Here is a 16241-nt window from a genome sequence, read left to right on the forward strand (position 1 = left end):
CAAAACTTTTTTTAATATTTTTTGCTTCTATTACTTTCATATTTTCACCTGCTCTTTATATTTAAAATATAAACTTAAAAGTTCCTCGTATACCTTATTATGAAATGCTTTCCAGCAATCTTTTTTTTGCTTTGTTAATATAAATATTATATCTACTCAAAAAATTTTTTTTAAGTTTTTTCCAACCGGTTGGTAAGGTGTATAAATTTTGTTATAATATATAAGGATCTTTTTTCAAAACTTACTCAGAAATTTCCTGCTGAATTTGATGATTGTATGAATCGGTTGTGTATTCTTTATCATTATCTCCTGCAAATAAGATTGTTGAAAATAACAGAATTCCTATAAGTATCAATATTATTATTTTTTTCATTATCCCGCCCCTGATTTATATTTTACCATTTCTAACATGACTTGCAAGTGTTTTTTCTAAAATAGAAAACCGCTTTTCATCAATGTTTTAGAATTTGATTTTTGTTACATTTTAATTAATTTTCCTTTTTTTAATTTTTGTTATTTTTTTGTAATAATTCTATACTGCGCTTATTTCCACTTTAATTAATCTAAAGTTTCTTATTTTTAAATTTTATATGAAACAAAATGATTGATTCTCTGTAAAAGGATGGCTAATTCTGAACTATTCTCAGGCAAGAGGTTATATTAAGAATGAAGATTATAATAAAGCATATGAGTTATTTATAGAAGGATATAATTTTGCAAAAAAATTTCTACATTCAACAGTGATGTGTAATGGTTTAAACGGCGTTGCATGATGGATAAGAAAGGTGGAGAAAATCATCATTGTGCTTTTAAAGAACGTGAAGAATTTTAAGGAAAAATTCATTTATTTTTCTTTTGAGGATGATGAAAGAATTTTGATTGATGAGATTATTGATAAATTCTTATAACAAAATCCCCGAAAACGGGGATTTTGTTAATTCGAGATTATGTGCAGTTATATCTTTTCAATTATATAATCATCAATATTCCTTTTTTCAGAATTGATATTTATCCCTATTATATATATTTCTTTTCCTTTGTATTTTTCATAATATTTTTTTTCTTTTATTTGGTTTATTGCTTCCTCTGCATTTTTATCTACTTTTATTTCAAAAAGATATATCCTTTCATCAAAATCTATTACAAGGTCGCTTCGTCCTAAGTTTGTTAATTCTTCTGCTTTTACATCTATTCCTGCTGATGCTATTATTGTAAATATTAATGAATGATAATACTTTTCTTCTTTTTTATGTAAGTTATATGGTATTGCACTTATTATTCTTTTTATTTCTTCTATTAATCCTTTTATATCATTGTTTTTTAATGTTTTCCATACTGTTTTGTTTATCTCTTTTATTTCCACTTTATAGTTCGATTCTAATATTAATCTTGAAAAGCTATCTTTCACTTCAAGATTTGGATAGTCTAATATATATTCTTCTTCAAATCCATACATTTCTTTTCCTTTAAATGTTAGATATCCAGCCTGTGTGAAGAATATATTTGCATTTGCATCTTCTATTTCTCTTGTTGTAAAATCATCGCTACTTACTGTGTTTTTTACCAGATCCTCATAGGTTACTTTTTTGTCTTCTATATATTTTGATAGAAATGATGGTGAGCCACTTTCAAACCAGTAATTTCTGAATTTTTTTTCTTCAAAAAACTTTAATATGGAGAATGGATTATATACAAATTGTTCTCCATCAAAGGAAAAACCATTGCTGTTTCTTTTATATGTTCTTTAAAATTATTTTCCAATTCTTTTTTGGTGAAACCAAAAAAAGTTGAATATTTTTTATCAAAGGTTATTTTGTCTAAATTATTTAAAGAAGCTTTTACGCCTTCAGGCGTGTGTTCTGTTATACCTGTTATAAATACAAATTTTATGTGTCATCTTTTGTTTTTACTTTTTTATAGAATTCCCTTAAAAATGCTCTAAATTCTTCTGCTTTTTCTTTATTGTTTATATGTTCTAATATTGGTGATTCATATTCGTCTATGAGTATTACTGTTTTTATATATTCTCACAAGAATAGAAAAAATATTTGAAACAATCAAATGAGTCTTTTGCCTCAGGAGACAGGATATATTATTAAATTGATTTTAAATATTTTAATATAATATTTTTGGCAATGTTGTTATCAGAGAAAAATTCTGAAATAGGTATATAATTATAACTTTTGCTCGGGTTTTTTAGATAATTTTCAATAGCTTCAAGATATTTTTTTGCTGTTATCTTCCATGTATAATTTGTAAGAACTCTTTTTTTACCTAATTCAGAATATTTATCAAAATTTTTTAATCCTTCAATTAATCCGTTTATAATATTTTTAATATCCATTGGATCAATTAAAACACCGTAATTGCCATTATCAAATGCTTCTGATGGACCACCATTTTTTGTCGCTACAATTGATAATCCTACAGCTGCTGCTTCAATTGGCGCCAGGCCAAAAGGTTCATAGAAAGCTGGTAATACAAATACAGATTTTCTTTTTACAAAATATCTATAGGCACTTGCCAGTTCTTCCTGGCCTGGAACATCAAATAATGATATTTTTCCATATAAATTATATTTCTCTACAAAATTTTTTATTTCTCTGATAATTTTCTGTTCTTTTTTTGAAAGTTTATCAATATCCTCGAAGCCATTTTTTAAGCCTCTAACAAAAATAACCAGATTGGCTATTTTCTGTAAATGTGTGGATTGAGAATAAGCCTTAACCGCACCAATATGATTTTTCTTTTCGTCAATTCTACTTGAAAGTACTATATATTGTTTATTGAGATTATCCAGATCTCTTAATAAATATTGTTCTATTTTTCCCCAGAATATATTATCAATATATTTTTTATTTTGAGAAAATATTTTTGTATTTACTCCAGGAGGGATAATTTTAAATTTGGAATTATCATTTATATCTATAGCCCCTTCATATAATTGATGTCCATATTGTTCAAATCTTTCCAGATTTGTACTTACAATATTAAACGCAGATCTATTCATGGAAATTCTTTCAGCATTTATTCTTGTTGAAAAATTATATTCTTTATCATAGGCATCAAAATTATTTATATTAACCCCTAATTTATCAAGTTTTTGAGCTCCTAATGAATGAGCAGTAAACGAAAAAGGTATATGTGTAATATTTTCGAAAATTGCACCGCTTATACCACCATCACCATAATGTGTGGTAACAAAATCTGGTAATTCACCAAGTTTTTTGTAATATTCAAAAATATTTTCCGAAAAAGTTTGCAAATATGGCCATAAAAGTTCTTTCCTTAAAAATTTTTTTTCTCCAAAAGGTATTCTAATAATTTTTAAATTTTCAAAACCATCATAATAATCAAAATCATCTTTGAATTCTGACCAATTATCATCTTCAATTTTTCGTGTAAATATGTCAATATTAACTCCTAATTTCGAGAGTTCCATGGCCACTTCACGTACATAAATTAATTGTCCTCCAAAATCAGGGTGTTGAGTTAGTCTCGAATTTTTTTTATCAAAATTTCCTTGTGGATTAAAAAAAGCTATTCTCATTTTTTCACCTCATCCTTATTTTAAGTTTATATGGTGTCCAATTAGTAAAGTAAGTGAAAACTCGAAAATTGTCTGTACACGCTACCGCGGGTATTGGTTTAAATAATTTTGATTTTATAAAAAATTTTTGAGCTATCGCTCTCCTGCGGTGGGCTATTTGTTTAAATTTTTGTTTTCTATAAAATTTTTAAAAAAACTATTTATCTTAGATTTTTTATAAAAAATCTAAGCGTAAAATGAAGCCGGTCAATTTTGCATGGATGCAAAATTGAGTGAAGCCGAACATGGATGTGAGTCTGATACGACCGGCGAAAATATGCTATTTTTGAAGATTAGCAATTAAGGTTTGAGCAACTTTACTTTTTGGACACCCTTTAAGTTTAGTTATTCTATTTATTTTTAAAAAATTTTAAAGCATCAGAAATATCATTTAATCTTTGATTTTTATTTGCTGGATATCCATAAAATCCATATTGATTACATAAATTTATAAAATCCATAATCTTTTCTTTATTAATATTGTTTGAATTATATATGTAATCTGTTACTAAAACAGGTTTTCCTGAATTTTTGATTTTTAATATATATTTTAAACGATGATCTATATATTTTTCTTTGTTTTTTTTCAGCTTTGTATAAAATAAACTCTCAATTCCAATACCCGATATAACGTTTAAATATCGTCCATTATCATACTCTATAATTTCTTCGCCATTTTGAGGTATTATAAGAAAGTCAGGATTTTTTTTTCTGGCATAGTCAGCAATTTCAACTATAAAATCTATCATTCTGTTAGCAGTTATTTTTATGTTATAGCCATTATTAGCCCAGTATACATAACTGTCGACAAGATCGATATATACACCTTTAAATCCCTGAGAAATAATTTTATCAAGATAATCAAATATTATATTTTTCCATTCTTTATCCCAGTATTTTACTTTATAATTTCCAGGCCAATTTTTATTTTCACCATCAAGCCATTCTGGTGGATTATTATACCAATCATCTTTCCAATAATATCTATAATCCTCCGCTTCTCCTATACTTAAATAAGCTATTGTTATAATTCCTTTTAGTTTATCTATTTGATATTTTTTAAACTCATTTTTTTCACTTCCATCTTTTGAATAATCAATTATTAAAAATTTTGGATTATAAAAAAGGATAATTTTATTTAAATCTATATTAGTCAATTGATATATCAATGGAACGTCAAGTTTTTCTATAAATAACGGTATTAAAAAAGGAGTTCCAATTAATAATATTAATATGAATATTATAGTTTTTTCCATAATATCACCTTACATATTTATTTTTTATGTTTTTCCAGTTATCTAAAGGTGCAATTGCACCGGTATATTTCAATTTTTCTGCAGCAAAAGCCAATCCTAATTTTACAGATTCAACTATATTTAAGTTATTTATCAATCCTATGTATATTCCAGACCATACAGCATCTCCAGCTCCAGTAACATCAATGACATTAGTTTTATATGATGAAAGAGAAATATTATAATTTTTATTATAAATAATAGCGCCTTTTTCACCTAATGTAAAAATTATATTTTTTATTCCCAGTTTTTTAAAATTGTCAATATTTGCATTTCCAAATATATTTTCAGCATCATCAAGTGATGGTTTTATTATATCAATGTATGGTCCAAAGATTTTTAAAACTTCTATTATAGAATATTTATTATGCCATAAGACTGTACGATAATTTGGATCAAATCCTATTATTATGTTTTTTGATTTAGCTTTCTTTACCAGCTGGAGTATTTTTTCAAATTGAGTTGTTTCTGATATTGCCCAAGAAGATATATGTATAATTTTAAAATTACTTAAGTCAATATCAGGTATTTCCAGATTTATTGAAGAACTCTGATAAGCTTTAAATTCCGGAGTTTTTTTTGATTTATTTACAAATACTATATCGGTATTTACATCTTCCTTTTCGAATAAAAAGGATGTATTTACACCTTTTTTTTTCAAATAATTTTTAATGAATAAACCAAATTGGTCCCTACCTATAGTGGATAATATATAACTTTCTATATTTTGCCTGGCTAAATTTACAGCTATATTTCCAGGAGAACCACCAAAAAATTTTCGGAAAACGTTTGCATTCTCTAATGAATCAAATTCACTTATCATATCAATTAATACTTCACCTATTGATAAAAACATATACACCTCTCCTCATAGATTTTTTATTTATAGAATTCAGGTATTCTATCATAGAAAATATTATTATGTTTATTCAGATTTTTATTATTAGCTTCTTCTGGATTTATATTCACAATTTTAACTTTGTCACCTTTTTGAGGGAATCTTACAATTACTTTTCCATCTGGATTTGTTATTTGACTCATTCCGGTAAATTTATTTGAATTAAGAGCATTTATTTCTTCCCCCCATCTATTTGAGGTTACAATAAAAACTCTGTTTTCTAAAGATCGTATTTTATTAGCTTCCTGACAATAAGGCATAACTAAATTAGCGCTATGTGCAATTATTTGAGCTCCTTTTAAAGCCAGAGTTCTGAAAGATTCTGGAAAAAACCAATCAAAGCATATTGCAAGTCCTATTTTAACGCCATTGATATTTTCTACCCAAAAACCCGTATTGCCTTTTTCAAAAAACAATTTTTCTTCATAAAATAGATGTGTTTTTCTATATATTCTATGACTTCCATCTGATTTTATCAGTATAGATGAATTATAAAATTTTTCATTGTCATTTTCAACAAATCCAAAAACAACATTTGTTTTTTTTGATATTGCAAAGTCTTTAAAAGCTTTTATAGAAAAGCCATCCATATTTTCAGAGACCCATTCGACTTCATTTTTTGTATTAAAAGTATAACCTGTAAATGCAAGTTCAGGAAATACAAATAAATCTGCGCTTTCATTTTTAATTAGATCGATACCTCTCTCTACGTTTTCCTTTACCTGAAAAAGATGAGGTTTAAATTGTACTAATCCAATTTTCATAAATCATCACCCTTTATAACTCTATTTTCTGTAAATATTATATCCATTTTTATATCATGATTATATACAGGCAGGCTTTCTAAAATTTGAAAATCAAAGGCTACTCCTATCAAATGTGTTTTTGTATTTCTTGAAAAATATCTGTCATAGTATCCTCCGCCATAGCCCAATCTATACATTTTTTTATCAAAAGCAACGCCTGGAATTATATATACATCTATTTTTTTATTGTAAGATGTTCCAACGGGTTCCATTATTCCAAATTTTCCTTTTTCAAAATCATTCACTGAAGTTACCTTTACAAAATATATATCTTTTCCTTTAATTTTTGGAAAAACTATATCTTTATCTTTTAAAAGATCAACTAACTTTAATAAATTTACCTCATTCCTGAAAGGATAATAAATAGCTATGCTATTAAATTTTATAGATTTCAGGTATTTTATTATTTTTTTTAATATTATTTCATTATAGGTATTATACAATTTTATTTTTAATTTTGTTCGTTTTTCCAACATTGATTTTCTAATTTTATTTTTCATTTTTTCACATCCAGAAATGCTACATTCATAATATTCTTATTCATTTCAATTATATATAAATTGTTTTCTCTATAATAATGAATAATTTTTCCACCATCTATTTTTCTAATAGGCTTTTTTGATTTTATCATGAAATATTTTGGAAATAAAGAAGAATCTGGAATTATTACATCTAAACTTTTACCTTTCCAGTAATATTTAACATTTTGACTTAGATAATCAAAAAAATATGGATATGCTTCTGACGATGTTTGATTTCTAAGCCAGGGGAATTTTGTTTTTATTGTAGTATAAAAAGTTTCCAGATTATGATACATTTCATTCCAAGTTTTATTTTCAGGATTTCTATCTTTTGCGAATACATCATCTGAATGTATAAAATGCTGAAAAGTACCAAAATTGGCAAGAGTGTTTATAGTTGTTAAATATAGTCTATTTAATGGATAATAACCATAAGTGGATCTTGGAATTATTACTACAAAATTATTTGTAATTTTGTATTCAGAAAATTCGCCATTACTTTCATAAGAGGTTCCAATAGTTTTTATAGTTGGTAATGCTTTTAATAAATAATTTGCACCATAAGAATCTATTAAATTGTTTGGAGCAACATAACTACTTATTACAATAGGGTGGTTTAAAACTTTACTTAAAAAGTTTTTAGCTGCATCTAAGCTCAATACTATATTTTCGGGATTATCCCATTTTTCTTTTGTTAAAGAGTTATGATTATATCCATGCAGTCCAAGTTCAAATTCAGATTTGTCTATTTCTTTTAAGGTTTTATATGGATTATTGTTTTTGCTTATAAAAAATTCAGTAAATTCAAAGGGTGGTGTACTTGCACCATTGTAACTTAAAGGAGTTACAAAAGTATATTTTATATTAAACTTTTCGGAAAATTTCTTTATTGTTGGCCACCATACATTATAATAATATTCATCATCAGTAATTTTTTTGCCATCTATATTTTTTGTAATATTATATGAAGGTAATGGAAAATCATCTATATAAAAAATATAAGAATTTAATAATCCGGCAATAGATACATCTTGCATCTCTAAGATTGTTTGTAATATTAAACCTCTTATGGATTTTAAAATAATGCTTGGATAAATGTATCCTATATAACCATTATTATGCTTTTCATACCATATTATAGGAATTTTTTTATTATTATCATTGCTTAAATAAGCCAAAATGTTTTTGTTTTTATCAAATTTTATGTTGAATGTTATACTAAAATATCTTTTTAATATAGAATCGCCATTTTTTTCATTTCCAATTGGAAAAAGTTTTTTTGAAAAAATTATTTTTGATATATTTGTGTTATCTTCAATAATTTCATTTTTCCACGGTGTGTTATTTAAACTAGTCGAAAAAATAAAAGAACCGCCATTGTTGATAAATCGTTTTATTGTGTTAGTTTCTATATATTCTGCATTGGTATTCCAGATTATATATTTATATGGTAATAAATCAATAAAAGATAAGTTATAAAAATCCTCAACATTTATGAATTCATAATTGAGTTTAGCATAAGCAAAAATTTTTTTAAACTCTTTTTGGGAAGATAAATATTCAGCACTATCAAATTTTGTTTTTATAATTAAAATTTTGTTTTCTTTTCCAACTTTTTGATTTATTAATTCTAATATTATTTTTTTTATATTCAGAATAATATCACCATGTTCATTGATAAAACTATTAAAAATAGCGCCACCACCATTTTTAGACAGTATAATCATTGGATAGAAGTTATTTTCATATTTATATGATAATATCACATTATTTCCAAAAACAACATATTTTTCAACAGGCTGTTTGTTTGAAGTTGCTGGAGGACTTAAAAAGTATTCTTTTTTATATGTTATTTTATAATCTTTTAATTCTTTATATCCGTACATATAGTGTATACCGATTTTATTCAATAAATTATTTATTTCTCTAATATCAGAAGTTACGCCAAGATTGTTAAAAAAGAAAAAAAATCCACCATTTTCTACAAAAGTAGATAATTGTCTTAAATATAAATGAGAGTCTTTTAATTCAGGGGAATAATACCAGCTTATTATTCCAAAATATTTTTTATTATCAATTCTATAATAATTCATTTTTTCTATATCTTTTATTTCATAATTTACATTATATTTTTCCAGAATTGGAATAATATGGTATTTAAACATAAATTCTCCATATTGTTCTGACCCTTTATAAAGTAACAAAAGGTCTTTTTGTGCAAATAAGGAAAGTGTTATTAAAAAAAGTGCTATTAAGATAATTGATTTTTTCATGATTTTTCCTCCATTAAATTTTTAATGTCTTTATAATAAAGATAATATCCATCCTCAACAGCTAATTTTTGTCTATAATATTCTGTTTTTATTAAATCTTTAATTTTTGAAATTAATATTTTATATCCGATAAATGTTCCTATTGTAAAAGCAAAGGTATAACTTGCTCCAAGTGAATAATAACCAAATTTATTTAAGAAAATAATACTTAATAATAAATTTATCAAAAGTACTGAAATATTTAAGTATAATGCTTCTTTTCTAAAATCGAAATATAGTAGTAAAAGCATAATCATGAGATAAAAAGAATTCATCATAGCTCCGATTAAACCTAATCTTAATATTGGTTTAAAGACTTCCGAAATAAAAGGTAGCATATTTAATTCATTCAGCAATAATAATATGAATGTAATAATTGCCTGAACCCTGATGGTTAAATTAATATCAAATTTTAATTCTTTTTCCATGTTTTCTTTTCTAATATTGATTTCATAATAATTGTATCCTTCAATTAATGAGTCATAAAAAAATTTATATGTTTTGTAGAACCTGGTTTCCAAAACAAGTATAAACATAGTTGCTGTTGGTATTATGGTTAAATAGGCTATAAACATTGGACTGTCATAAATAAAAGAAAAATAAAAACCATTAATTGGCATCTCTCCAAATTCTTTTGAATGCCATATAATAAAATCGTCTATCCATAATGCCAGGTAATAGGTAAATCCTATTAAAATATTATGCCAGTATTTTTTAATTTCTTTTATCCATTCAAATGAGGTTAAGTTTAAATCTGTCCCGAAATACAGTAAGGCCAGAACATAATGTACAAATGTTCCAATATTAACCCCGAAAGCATAACCTAAAATATAGCCCAAAGGATTTTTTTCTGATCCAAAATATTTTGAAAATATTATTGAGAAAAAGCCCATTATAATATATCCCATAATATACCAGTTTATGGCATTTGTAGACATTGAAGCTATTGAAATTATCCATAAGGCTAATAGGGAAACAACAAGATAAGAAAAAGAAAGGACAAACCAACCTTCATGTTTATAAAAGGAAAAAAATATATATAAAATAAAAATAGCGAAAAGTGTAGCAAAAATCAGTATCCCCATTACTTCAGGTAATATTTTTTTGTATTTTTTTGAATATATAAGGTCTGAAATTCTTCTTGACTCAAACATTATAAATAATCCTGAAATTATTATAGAAAATACAAAAGAATAAACAATTGAAATATTAAAATAAATGTTTGATATTTTTAAAAAGCTCAAGATAATCCACAATGTTAAAGTTGTTATTATCCATGGCCCAGAAGAAACAACTACAGAATACGCTATAGCCAATAAATCAGTTGATACTCCACCTTGATGAAACATTTTATTTAATCTAAAGCCTATTCCAGCCAATTTATTTCACCACCGATAAATACAAATCTTTATAATTTTTAATCATTTGTTCTAATCTATATCTTTTTTTCACGCGTATTCTTGCCAGTTTTGATGCACTTATTCTAAATTCATCATTTTGATATAATTCAATTAATCCTTTTGCGAGTCCTACAAAGTCTTTTGGCTTTACAACAATCCCAGCTTCTCCAATTATATCTTCATTGGAACCATATATCATTTCCGAACATGCTCCAACATCTGTAGTTACGACAGGAATTCCTGCAGCAAAAGCTTCTAAAATAACAAGCGGTTGCCCTTCGCTAACACTTGAGAGTAATAAAACATTTATTTTTGGATAATAATCAAGAACATTAACCTTTCCGGTAAATTCAATAGTATCTTCTAATCTAAAAATTTTAATCATATCAAGGCATTCATTGTAATACTCTGGTTCTTCGTCGGTTGGCCCTATAATTAATAATTTGAAGTTTTTAATTTTTTCTTTAACCATTTTAGCTGCTTTAATAGCAGTTTTTATATCTTTTATTTCCACAACACGACCAACAAGTCCAACAATATAAGGATCTTTTTCTTTTCTGTATTCTAATTTTGAAAATTTATCGAAATCTATTCCATTAGGAATTACATACATTTTTGATTCATCTTCACATAATTCTTTTTCAAATAATTGATTTTTTGAAAATAATGTTGTAATTTTTTTTGATCCTTTATATACCAATGAACTAATGGTATTAAATAATTTAATCCATGCAAGTCTGTATTCATCTTTTATCCATCCAGCTTTTAATACCTCAAGTTGTCGTTCTCTATGATAGATACCATGTTCGGTTAAAATTACAGGAGTGTTATTTTTTATACCATTCATAATTGCAGAAATACCAGCATATCCAGTTGTTATAGTATGGTATATATCACATTTTGGAAAATCAACAGTCATTGAATTCAAAAATGGCAAAAGCATGGATTGCAAAGTCCAGAAGTAATTGGTGAAATTTTCATAAGGTATATATGTTTTATAAAAATCAAGCATAACTTCCCAGTATGTTTCAGATTTCAACAAGCTTGTAAAGTCATAATTAGAATATTGCTGAAAAAGTTTATAAAGATTTTCAGACATAACTTTTTCATCAAATGGATATTTTAAAATTTCTCTTAATTTATTACCAAATTGTTTGGTTATAGCTGATTTGCTGGAAAAGTCATATTTTGCAAATAAAAAATATTCAAAATAATCTATAACATTTTCTGGAAACAAATATTTTGGTTTTCTTATTTCAGGAGTAGCACCAATATGAATTATGCAGAATTCAACATCTTTCATGCTTTTTATTAATGTATTTCCCCAACTTGAAACACCACCGGTAACATAAGGGTATGTTCCTTCAAAAACTATTCCAACCTTCATATTATTCTCCTTTTAAATTAATATATTTGATAATTAACTCAATATCTTCAATATCTTTTTTATCGAATAAAACTTTTAAGTTATTAAATTTTTCTGGATAAAATATTTTTAAAATAAATAACATTTGTAGTTTTTCCTTTTTGTTCATATTTTTTATTAAATTAGATATATAATTATTGTTGTTTGAAAGTAAAAAAAGCTGCATCTTTGTTTTGAAATCAATATTATTTATATAATCATAAATAGAATTATCATTCATTAGATTTTTTATTGAATATAATAAAAAATCAAGTTTATACTTTTGAGCAATTTTTAAAGTTTTATCATCTTTTAAAGCAGTAGATATAGAAATTAATTGGTTTATGAGTATAATATCTTCATCATTAAAATTATTTTTTCCTTCCAATTTTATTAATAATTCTTTTTGTTTTATATATGATGTTCTTTTATTCCATGGAAGTTCTTTTATATATTCAGGGTCAAAAGAATAATTGCTATTATAATTTATTATAATAGTTATGACTATTAACAGCAAAGTTAATATAAATAATAAATAATAAGGTTGTAAAAATTTTTTTTTCATATAATTTAATCCCCCAGTAAAAATTTTATGGATTCATGTTTTGCTGAAAAACCAAGGTCTATAAAATCGGAAACTAATTTTTGAACAGTTTTTTGTTTCATTCTTTTTATATAATAGATTATTGCATATTCATATATTTCCTGGGCTTTAATTGTGTTAATCTTTTCATTTAATAATATTTCCAATGCATCGAATTCTTTTAATGATTCTAAGGTTTTTAATGTTATTACAATTAATTTTGGGCTATCAGGAAATATTTCAATTGCAGTTCTTAATAAAATTGAACTTTGCCATAAAACTTCTAGTTTATGTTCGCCTGCTAAAAAACCAGAATTAGCATAAAAGAAAGCATATTTGCCATAATCAATATAATCTTTTAAAGTTTTTAAATTTTTCATATAAAAAGAAATTTTTTCAATTAAAAAATTTTCTAAATTGGTCAGAGCATCAGATGCATACAATATAACATCAGGATGAGAGTCTTCTTTAATTGCATTTCTGATTAAATTTATCCCTTCTACAAAATCTATTTTTTCATCTTTTATTGAATTATATACCAATCTTACAACATATTTACGCTGTTCAGGATCGCCATATTTTAAAATAATATTAAACGGAGCCAGATCAACAGAAGAAAATCCAATACTTTTTGAATTTACAATATTATATTTTGAAAAATCTATTTCTTTATATAAAGGGGATAAATTCCTTTTTTGAAATAATAATATTAATGGATAAAACGGGAATATTATAAAGAATAATGTAGTTTTTAGCAATAAATTTTTTAATGAAAAAGAACTTTTATATTCATGATAATTAATGAAAAGCAAAATAATAGTATAAATGCTAACAGCAGCATAACCATAATAAAAATAATTAAAAATAAATAAGAAAATCCCACATACTCCAGAAAAAAACGAAATAATTAAAAAAATATTTTTCATTGTTTTGTATATGCCTCCACAACTTTAATATTTTCGTGGCTAAAATTATTTAAAACCCTTGTTAAACCACCTTTAGAGCACGAAGTTAAAATTATTTTAATTTCTTTTTTGTTTTTATCTATAAAAAGAAAATCGGTATCTCGAATGAATTTTTTAAATAAATTTATTGAATTGATATTATTGTATTTTACAATTATTATAGAATAAGGAATTCCAAACCTTTTTCTTCTTTCTTCAATTTTCTCCAAAATATTGTTAAATTTTTTAGATGTGAGAAAATCTGGATTTTGATTTTCAGATAATTCTGATGAAGCCAGTAATAAAGTGCTTAACCAATCTGCCAGAATTTTTAGATATATTTCTGTATTTTTATTTATTTTTTCCGGATCTATTATTTCTATAATAATAAAACCAAGTATTTCTTTTCCATACTTTACACTAACGGCCATAGCAGGTTCATATTCAAAATTATATTCTACTTCTGTCAAATATAAAACATTTGCATTTGCACTTCCAAATTCCATAGCCATGCTTATTACAACAGATTTATCTACTGGAAGAGAATTTGGTAAAAATTGCGGACCTTTCCTAACCTTCATACGTAGAAAATTATTTTTACTTAAAGTATAAATAGAAACGGTTTTTGCATAGATAAATTCTGAAATTAAATCAATGGCTTCATTAAATATATCTTCTGAATTATTATATTCAATATCTTTTAATTTCTCTACCAGTAAAGAAACTCCCTGTTTTTCCAGAACAAGTTTATGTTCAAGATCATCAGTTATATTTTTATATTTTCGTATATCTTCTTCTAATGATTTTACTTTTTCTTTTAATAAGTTTATTTGTTCATTTTGATAATTTATTTTTTGAATATAAATATCTCTAAAAAAACCGATTATAAAGCCAAACAAAAAAATATAAAGAGGATTTTTTAAAACAGTCCAGGAAATAACAAATTTAAAAAAGTCATTTCTGGCATTAAAGAAAATTGATAAAAAGATATAAAAAGTACTGATGCTTCCAGATAATAAAGAGAAATTGATACCATATCGAATAGCTATAAGAATTGAAAAAATAAAATATGGATTAGGGTCTACAAAAATATATCCGAAAAATTTATTGGTTATATCTAAAATAAATAATATTGTTAGGATCAGAGTAATTTCTAAAAAAGCAAAAATATTTTTTTTGTTCATTATTAATCCTCCAATATACCATGTTTTGATTTTATTGAATATAGATTTACATAACGAACTATGTTTTTTTCTAAATTATAGCTAATATTTAAAAATTTCATTCCATAAATTTTCTCTCCATATATATTTTCTCCAATTAATCGTATAACTCTTGTATTTATATTTTCTAATATCAGGCTTTTATGAATATTCAATTTTTTTATTGTATACTCTTTATCGCTGTCTAAAAAATCTTTTAAAACTATTTGCATTCCACCAGCACTAAAATCTCTTGTTTCAAATGGAATATTTTTATTACTTTCATTATCGAGTAATAAACCTTCTCTAATTATAGGAATTCTATAAAATAATCTTTTTTGAATTTTAAAACCTGTTAATGGTAAATATACAAAAACATTATCCAGTTCTTTTTTTAAAACTTTGGATTTAATGATAATATTTGATGAATTTTCATATATTCGGATGTTTAATTTTTCGCCAGTATATAATTTAATTTTTGAGTTTTTGTATATTGGAGGTAATATTTGAGCGTACCTTGAAGTAAAGTTTAAAGAAACAATTCTACTATTTCCGATAATATGTTGGGTTGGTAGTTCAATATCAATTAAATCACCAATAGAAAGAACTTTTTTTAATTTTATTTTTTCTATAAAAATGCTTTCATTATATTTCATGTTTTTTCTCCTTCTATTAATTCTTATATTTATATATATTATATCATATTAGAGTGTCCAATTAGTAAAGCAAGCGAAAACTCGCAAATTGTCATTTCATTTTAGACTTTTTTAAATATCATTAAATAGGCATTCTTCAATTCAATCACGCCTAAATATTTTTATAAAAAATTTTTTACAAGTAATAGAATAAATCAAAAAAATCGTCTGTAAACAACACAGACGATTTAAACTATTTTTATTTATAAATTTTTATCGATTTTTGGTAATTTTCTTACATTATAAGATTGTTCATAACATTGGGTTGTGTTAATTACGATTTAGTGCTTTTAAGGATTTTAATGACCTCATTAAGAGTAATATCAAAGATATTGTTAGTTAAATCTTCAATTGTTTTTATATCCAAATAATCAAGATTATTTAAATATGGAACAATATTATCTCCAAATTTTTTAAATAAAAGACTTTTTGCGATTGTTTTTTCGCCTTCGAATTTTCCTTTCTCAATTCCTTTTTCAAAGCTTTCCTTTAACGATTCATCTATTGCTTTTACAAAGTTTTCAAACATTCGAAATTCCTCCTCTCCTCTTTCAATGTTTATCTCTATATTTTCAATTCTATTCTTTTGAC

Annotated in this window: 14 protein-coding genes and 2 pseudogenes; all 16 read right to left on the minus strand. The window is 24.9% G+C overall.

From position 1 onward, the window contains the following. Positions 1 to 241 precede the first annotated feature (241 nt). Positions 242 to 373: a hypothetical protein gene (locus XO12_RS11540; protein ID WP_303048814.1), complete on the minus strand. Its 132-nt coding sequence runs from the start codon at positions 371 to 373 to the stop codon at positions 242 to 244. 582 nt (positions 374 to 955) lie between these two features. Beyond that, the gene (locus tag XO12_RS11365; RefSeq protein WP_254867728.1) at positions 956 to 1456 is read right to left on the minus strand and encodes a PD-(D/E)XK nuclease domain-containing protein; all 501 of its coding nucleotides are present in this window, start codon (positions 1454 to 1456) and stop codon (positions 956 to 958) included. Positions 1457 to 1668: 212 nt separating this feature from the next. Further along, positions 1669 to 2021 (minus strand): annotated as a pseudogene (locus tag XO12_RS11545) (AAA family ATPase). A gap of 74 nt (positions 2022 to 2095) precedes the next feature. Next, entirely contained in the window at positions 2096 to 3550 is a 1455-nt protein-coding gene (locus XO12_RS10290; RefSeq protein ID WP_047265566.1) for a glycosyltransferase, read from the minus strand. 389 nt (positions 3551 to 3939) lie between these two features. Next, complete coding sequence (locus tag XO12_RS10295) at positions 3940 to 4845, minus strand: MJ1477/TM1410 family putative glycoside hydrolase (RefSeq protein WP_047265565.1); 906 nt, start codon at positions 4843 to 4845, stop codon at positions 3940 to 3942. A 4-nt stretch (positions 4846 to 4849) separates the two neighbouring features. After that, positions 4850 to 5740: a carbohydrate kinase family protein gene (locus XO12_RS10300; RefSeq protein WP_175420258.1), complete on the minus strand. Its 891-nt coding sequence runs from the start codon at positions 5738 to 5740 to the stop codon at positions 4850 to 4852. Positions 5741 to 5763: 23 nt separating this feature from the next. Continuing rightward, positions 5764 to 6546, minus strand: a complete 783-nt coding sequence (locus XO12_RS10305) for a nitrilase-related carbon-nitrogen hydrolase (protein ID WP_047265563.1) — start codon at positions 6544 to 6546, stop codon at positions 5764 to 5766. Continuing rightward, the gene (locus XO12_RS10310) at positions 6543 to 7088 is read right to left on the minus strand and encodes a 5-formyltetrahydrofolate cyclo-ligase (protein WP_047265562.1); all 546 of its coding nucleotides are present in this window, start codon (positions 7086 to 7088) and stop codon (positions 6543 to 6545) included. The genes XO12_RS10305 and XO12_RS10310 overlap by 4 nt, the downstream gene beginning before the upstream one ends. After that, positions 7085 to 9382 carry a DUF2194 domain-containing protein gene (locus XO12_RS10315; RefSeq protein ID WP_047265561.1) on the minus strand — a complete coding sequence of 766 codons (2298 nt, stop codon included), beginning with the start codon at positions 9380 to 9382 and terminating at the stop codon, positions 7085 to 7087. Before XO12_RS10315 ends, XO12_RS10310 begins: the two co-directional genes overlap by 4 nt. Next, positions 9379 to 10800 carry an exopolysaccharide Pel transporter PelG gene (gene pelG, locus XO12_RS10320; RefSeq protein ID WP_175420259.1) on the minus strand — a complete coding sequence of 474 codons (1422 nt, stop codon included), beginning with the start codon at positions 10798 to 10800 and terminating at the stop codon, positions 9379 to 9381. Before pelG ends, XO12_RS10315 begins: the two co-directional genes overlap by 4 nt. A 1-nt stretch (position 10801) precedes the next feature. Further along, entirely contained in the window at positions 10802 to 12208 is a 1407-nt protein-coding gene (gene pelF / locus XO12_RS10325; RefSeq protein ID WP_175420260.1) for a GT4 family glycosyltransferase PelF, read from the minus strand. A 1-nt stretch (position 12209) separates the two neighbouring features. After that, positions 12210 to 12791 (minus strand): hypothetical protein, encoded by a 582-nt coding sequence (locus XO12_RS10330; protein ID WP_175420261.1) that lies wholly within the window; start codon positions 12789 to 12791, stop codon positions 12210 to 12212. Positions 12792 to 12796: 5 nt separating this feature from the next. Beyond that, positions 12797 to 13735: a hypothetical protein gene (locus tag XO12_RS10335; RefSeq protein ID WP_047265558.1), complete on the minus strand. Its 939-nt coding sequence runs from the start codon at positions 13733 to 13735 to the stop codon at positions 12797 to 12799. Beyond that, on the minus strand, positions 13732 to 14937 hold the full coding sequence (locus XO12_RS10340; protein ID WP_047265557.1) for a hypothetical protein: 1206 nt from the start codon (positions 14935 to 14937) through the stop codon (positions 13732 to 13734). The genes XO12_RS10335 and XO12_RS10340 overlap by 4 nt, the downstream gene beginning before the upstream one ends. A 2-nt stretch (positions 14938 to 14939) precedes the next feature. Next, positions 14940 to 15611: a PilZ domain-containing protein gene (locus XO12_RS10345; protein ID WP_047265556.1), complete on the minus strand. Its 672-nt coding sequence runs from the start codon at positions 15609 to 15611 to the stop codon at positions 14940 to 14942. Between the two features lie 313 nt (positions 15612 to 15924). Beyond that, a pseudogene (locus XO12_RS10350) lies at positions 15925 to 16241 on the minus strand (hypothetical protein); the annotation flags it as partial.

Source organism: Marinitoga sp. 1154, assembly GCF_013363285.1.
Taxonomy (GTDB): Bacteria; Thermotogota; Thermotogae; order Petrotogales; family Petrotogaceae; genus Marinitoga.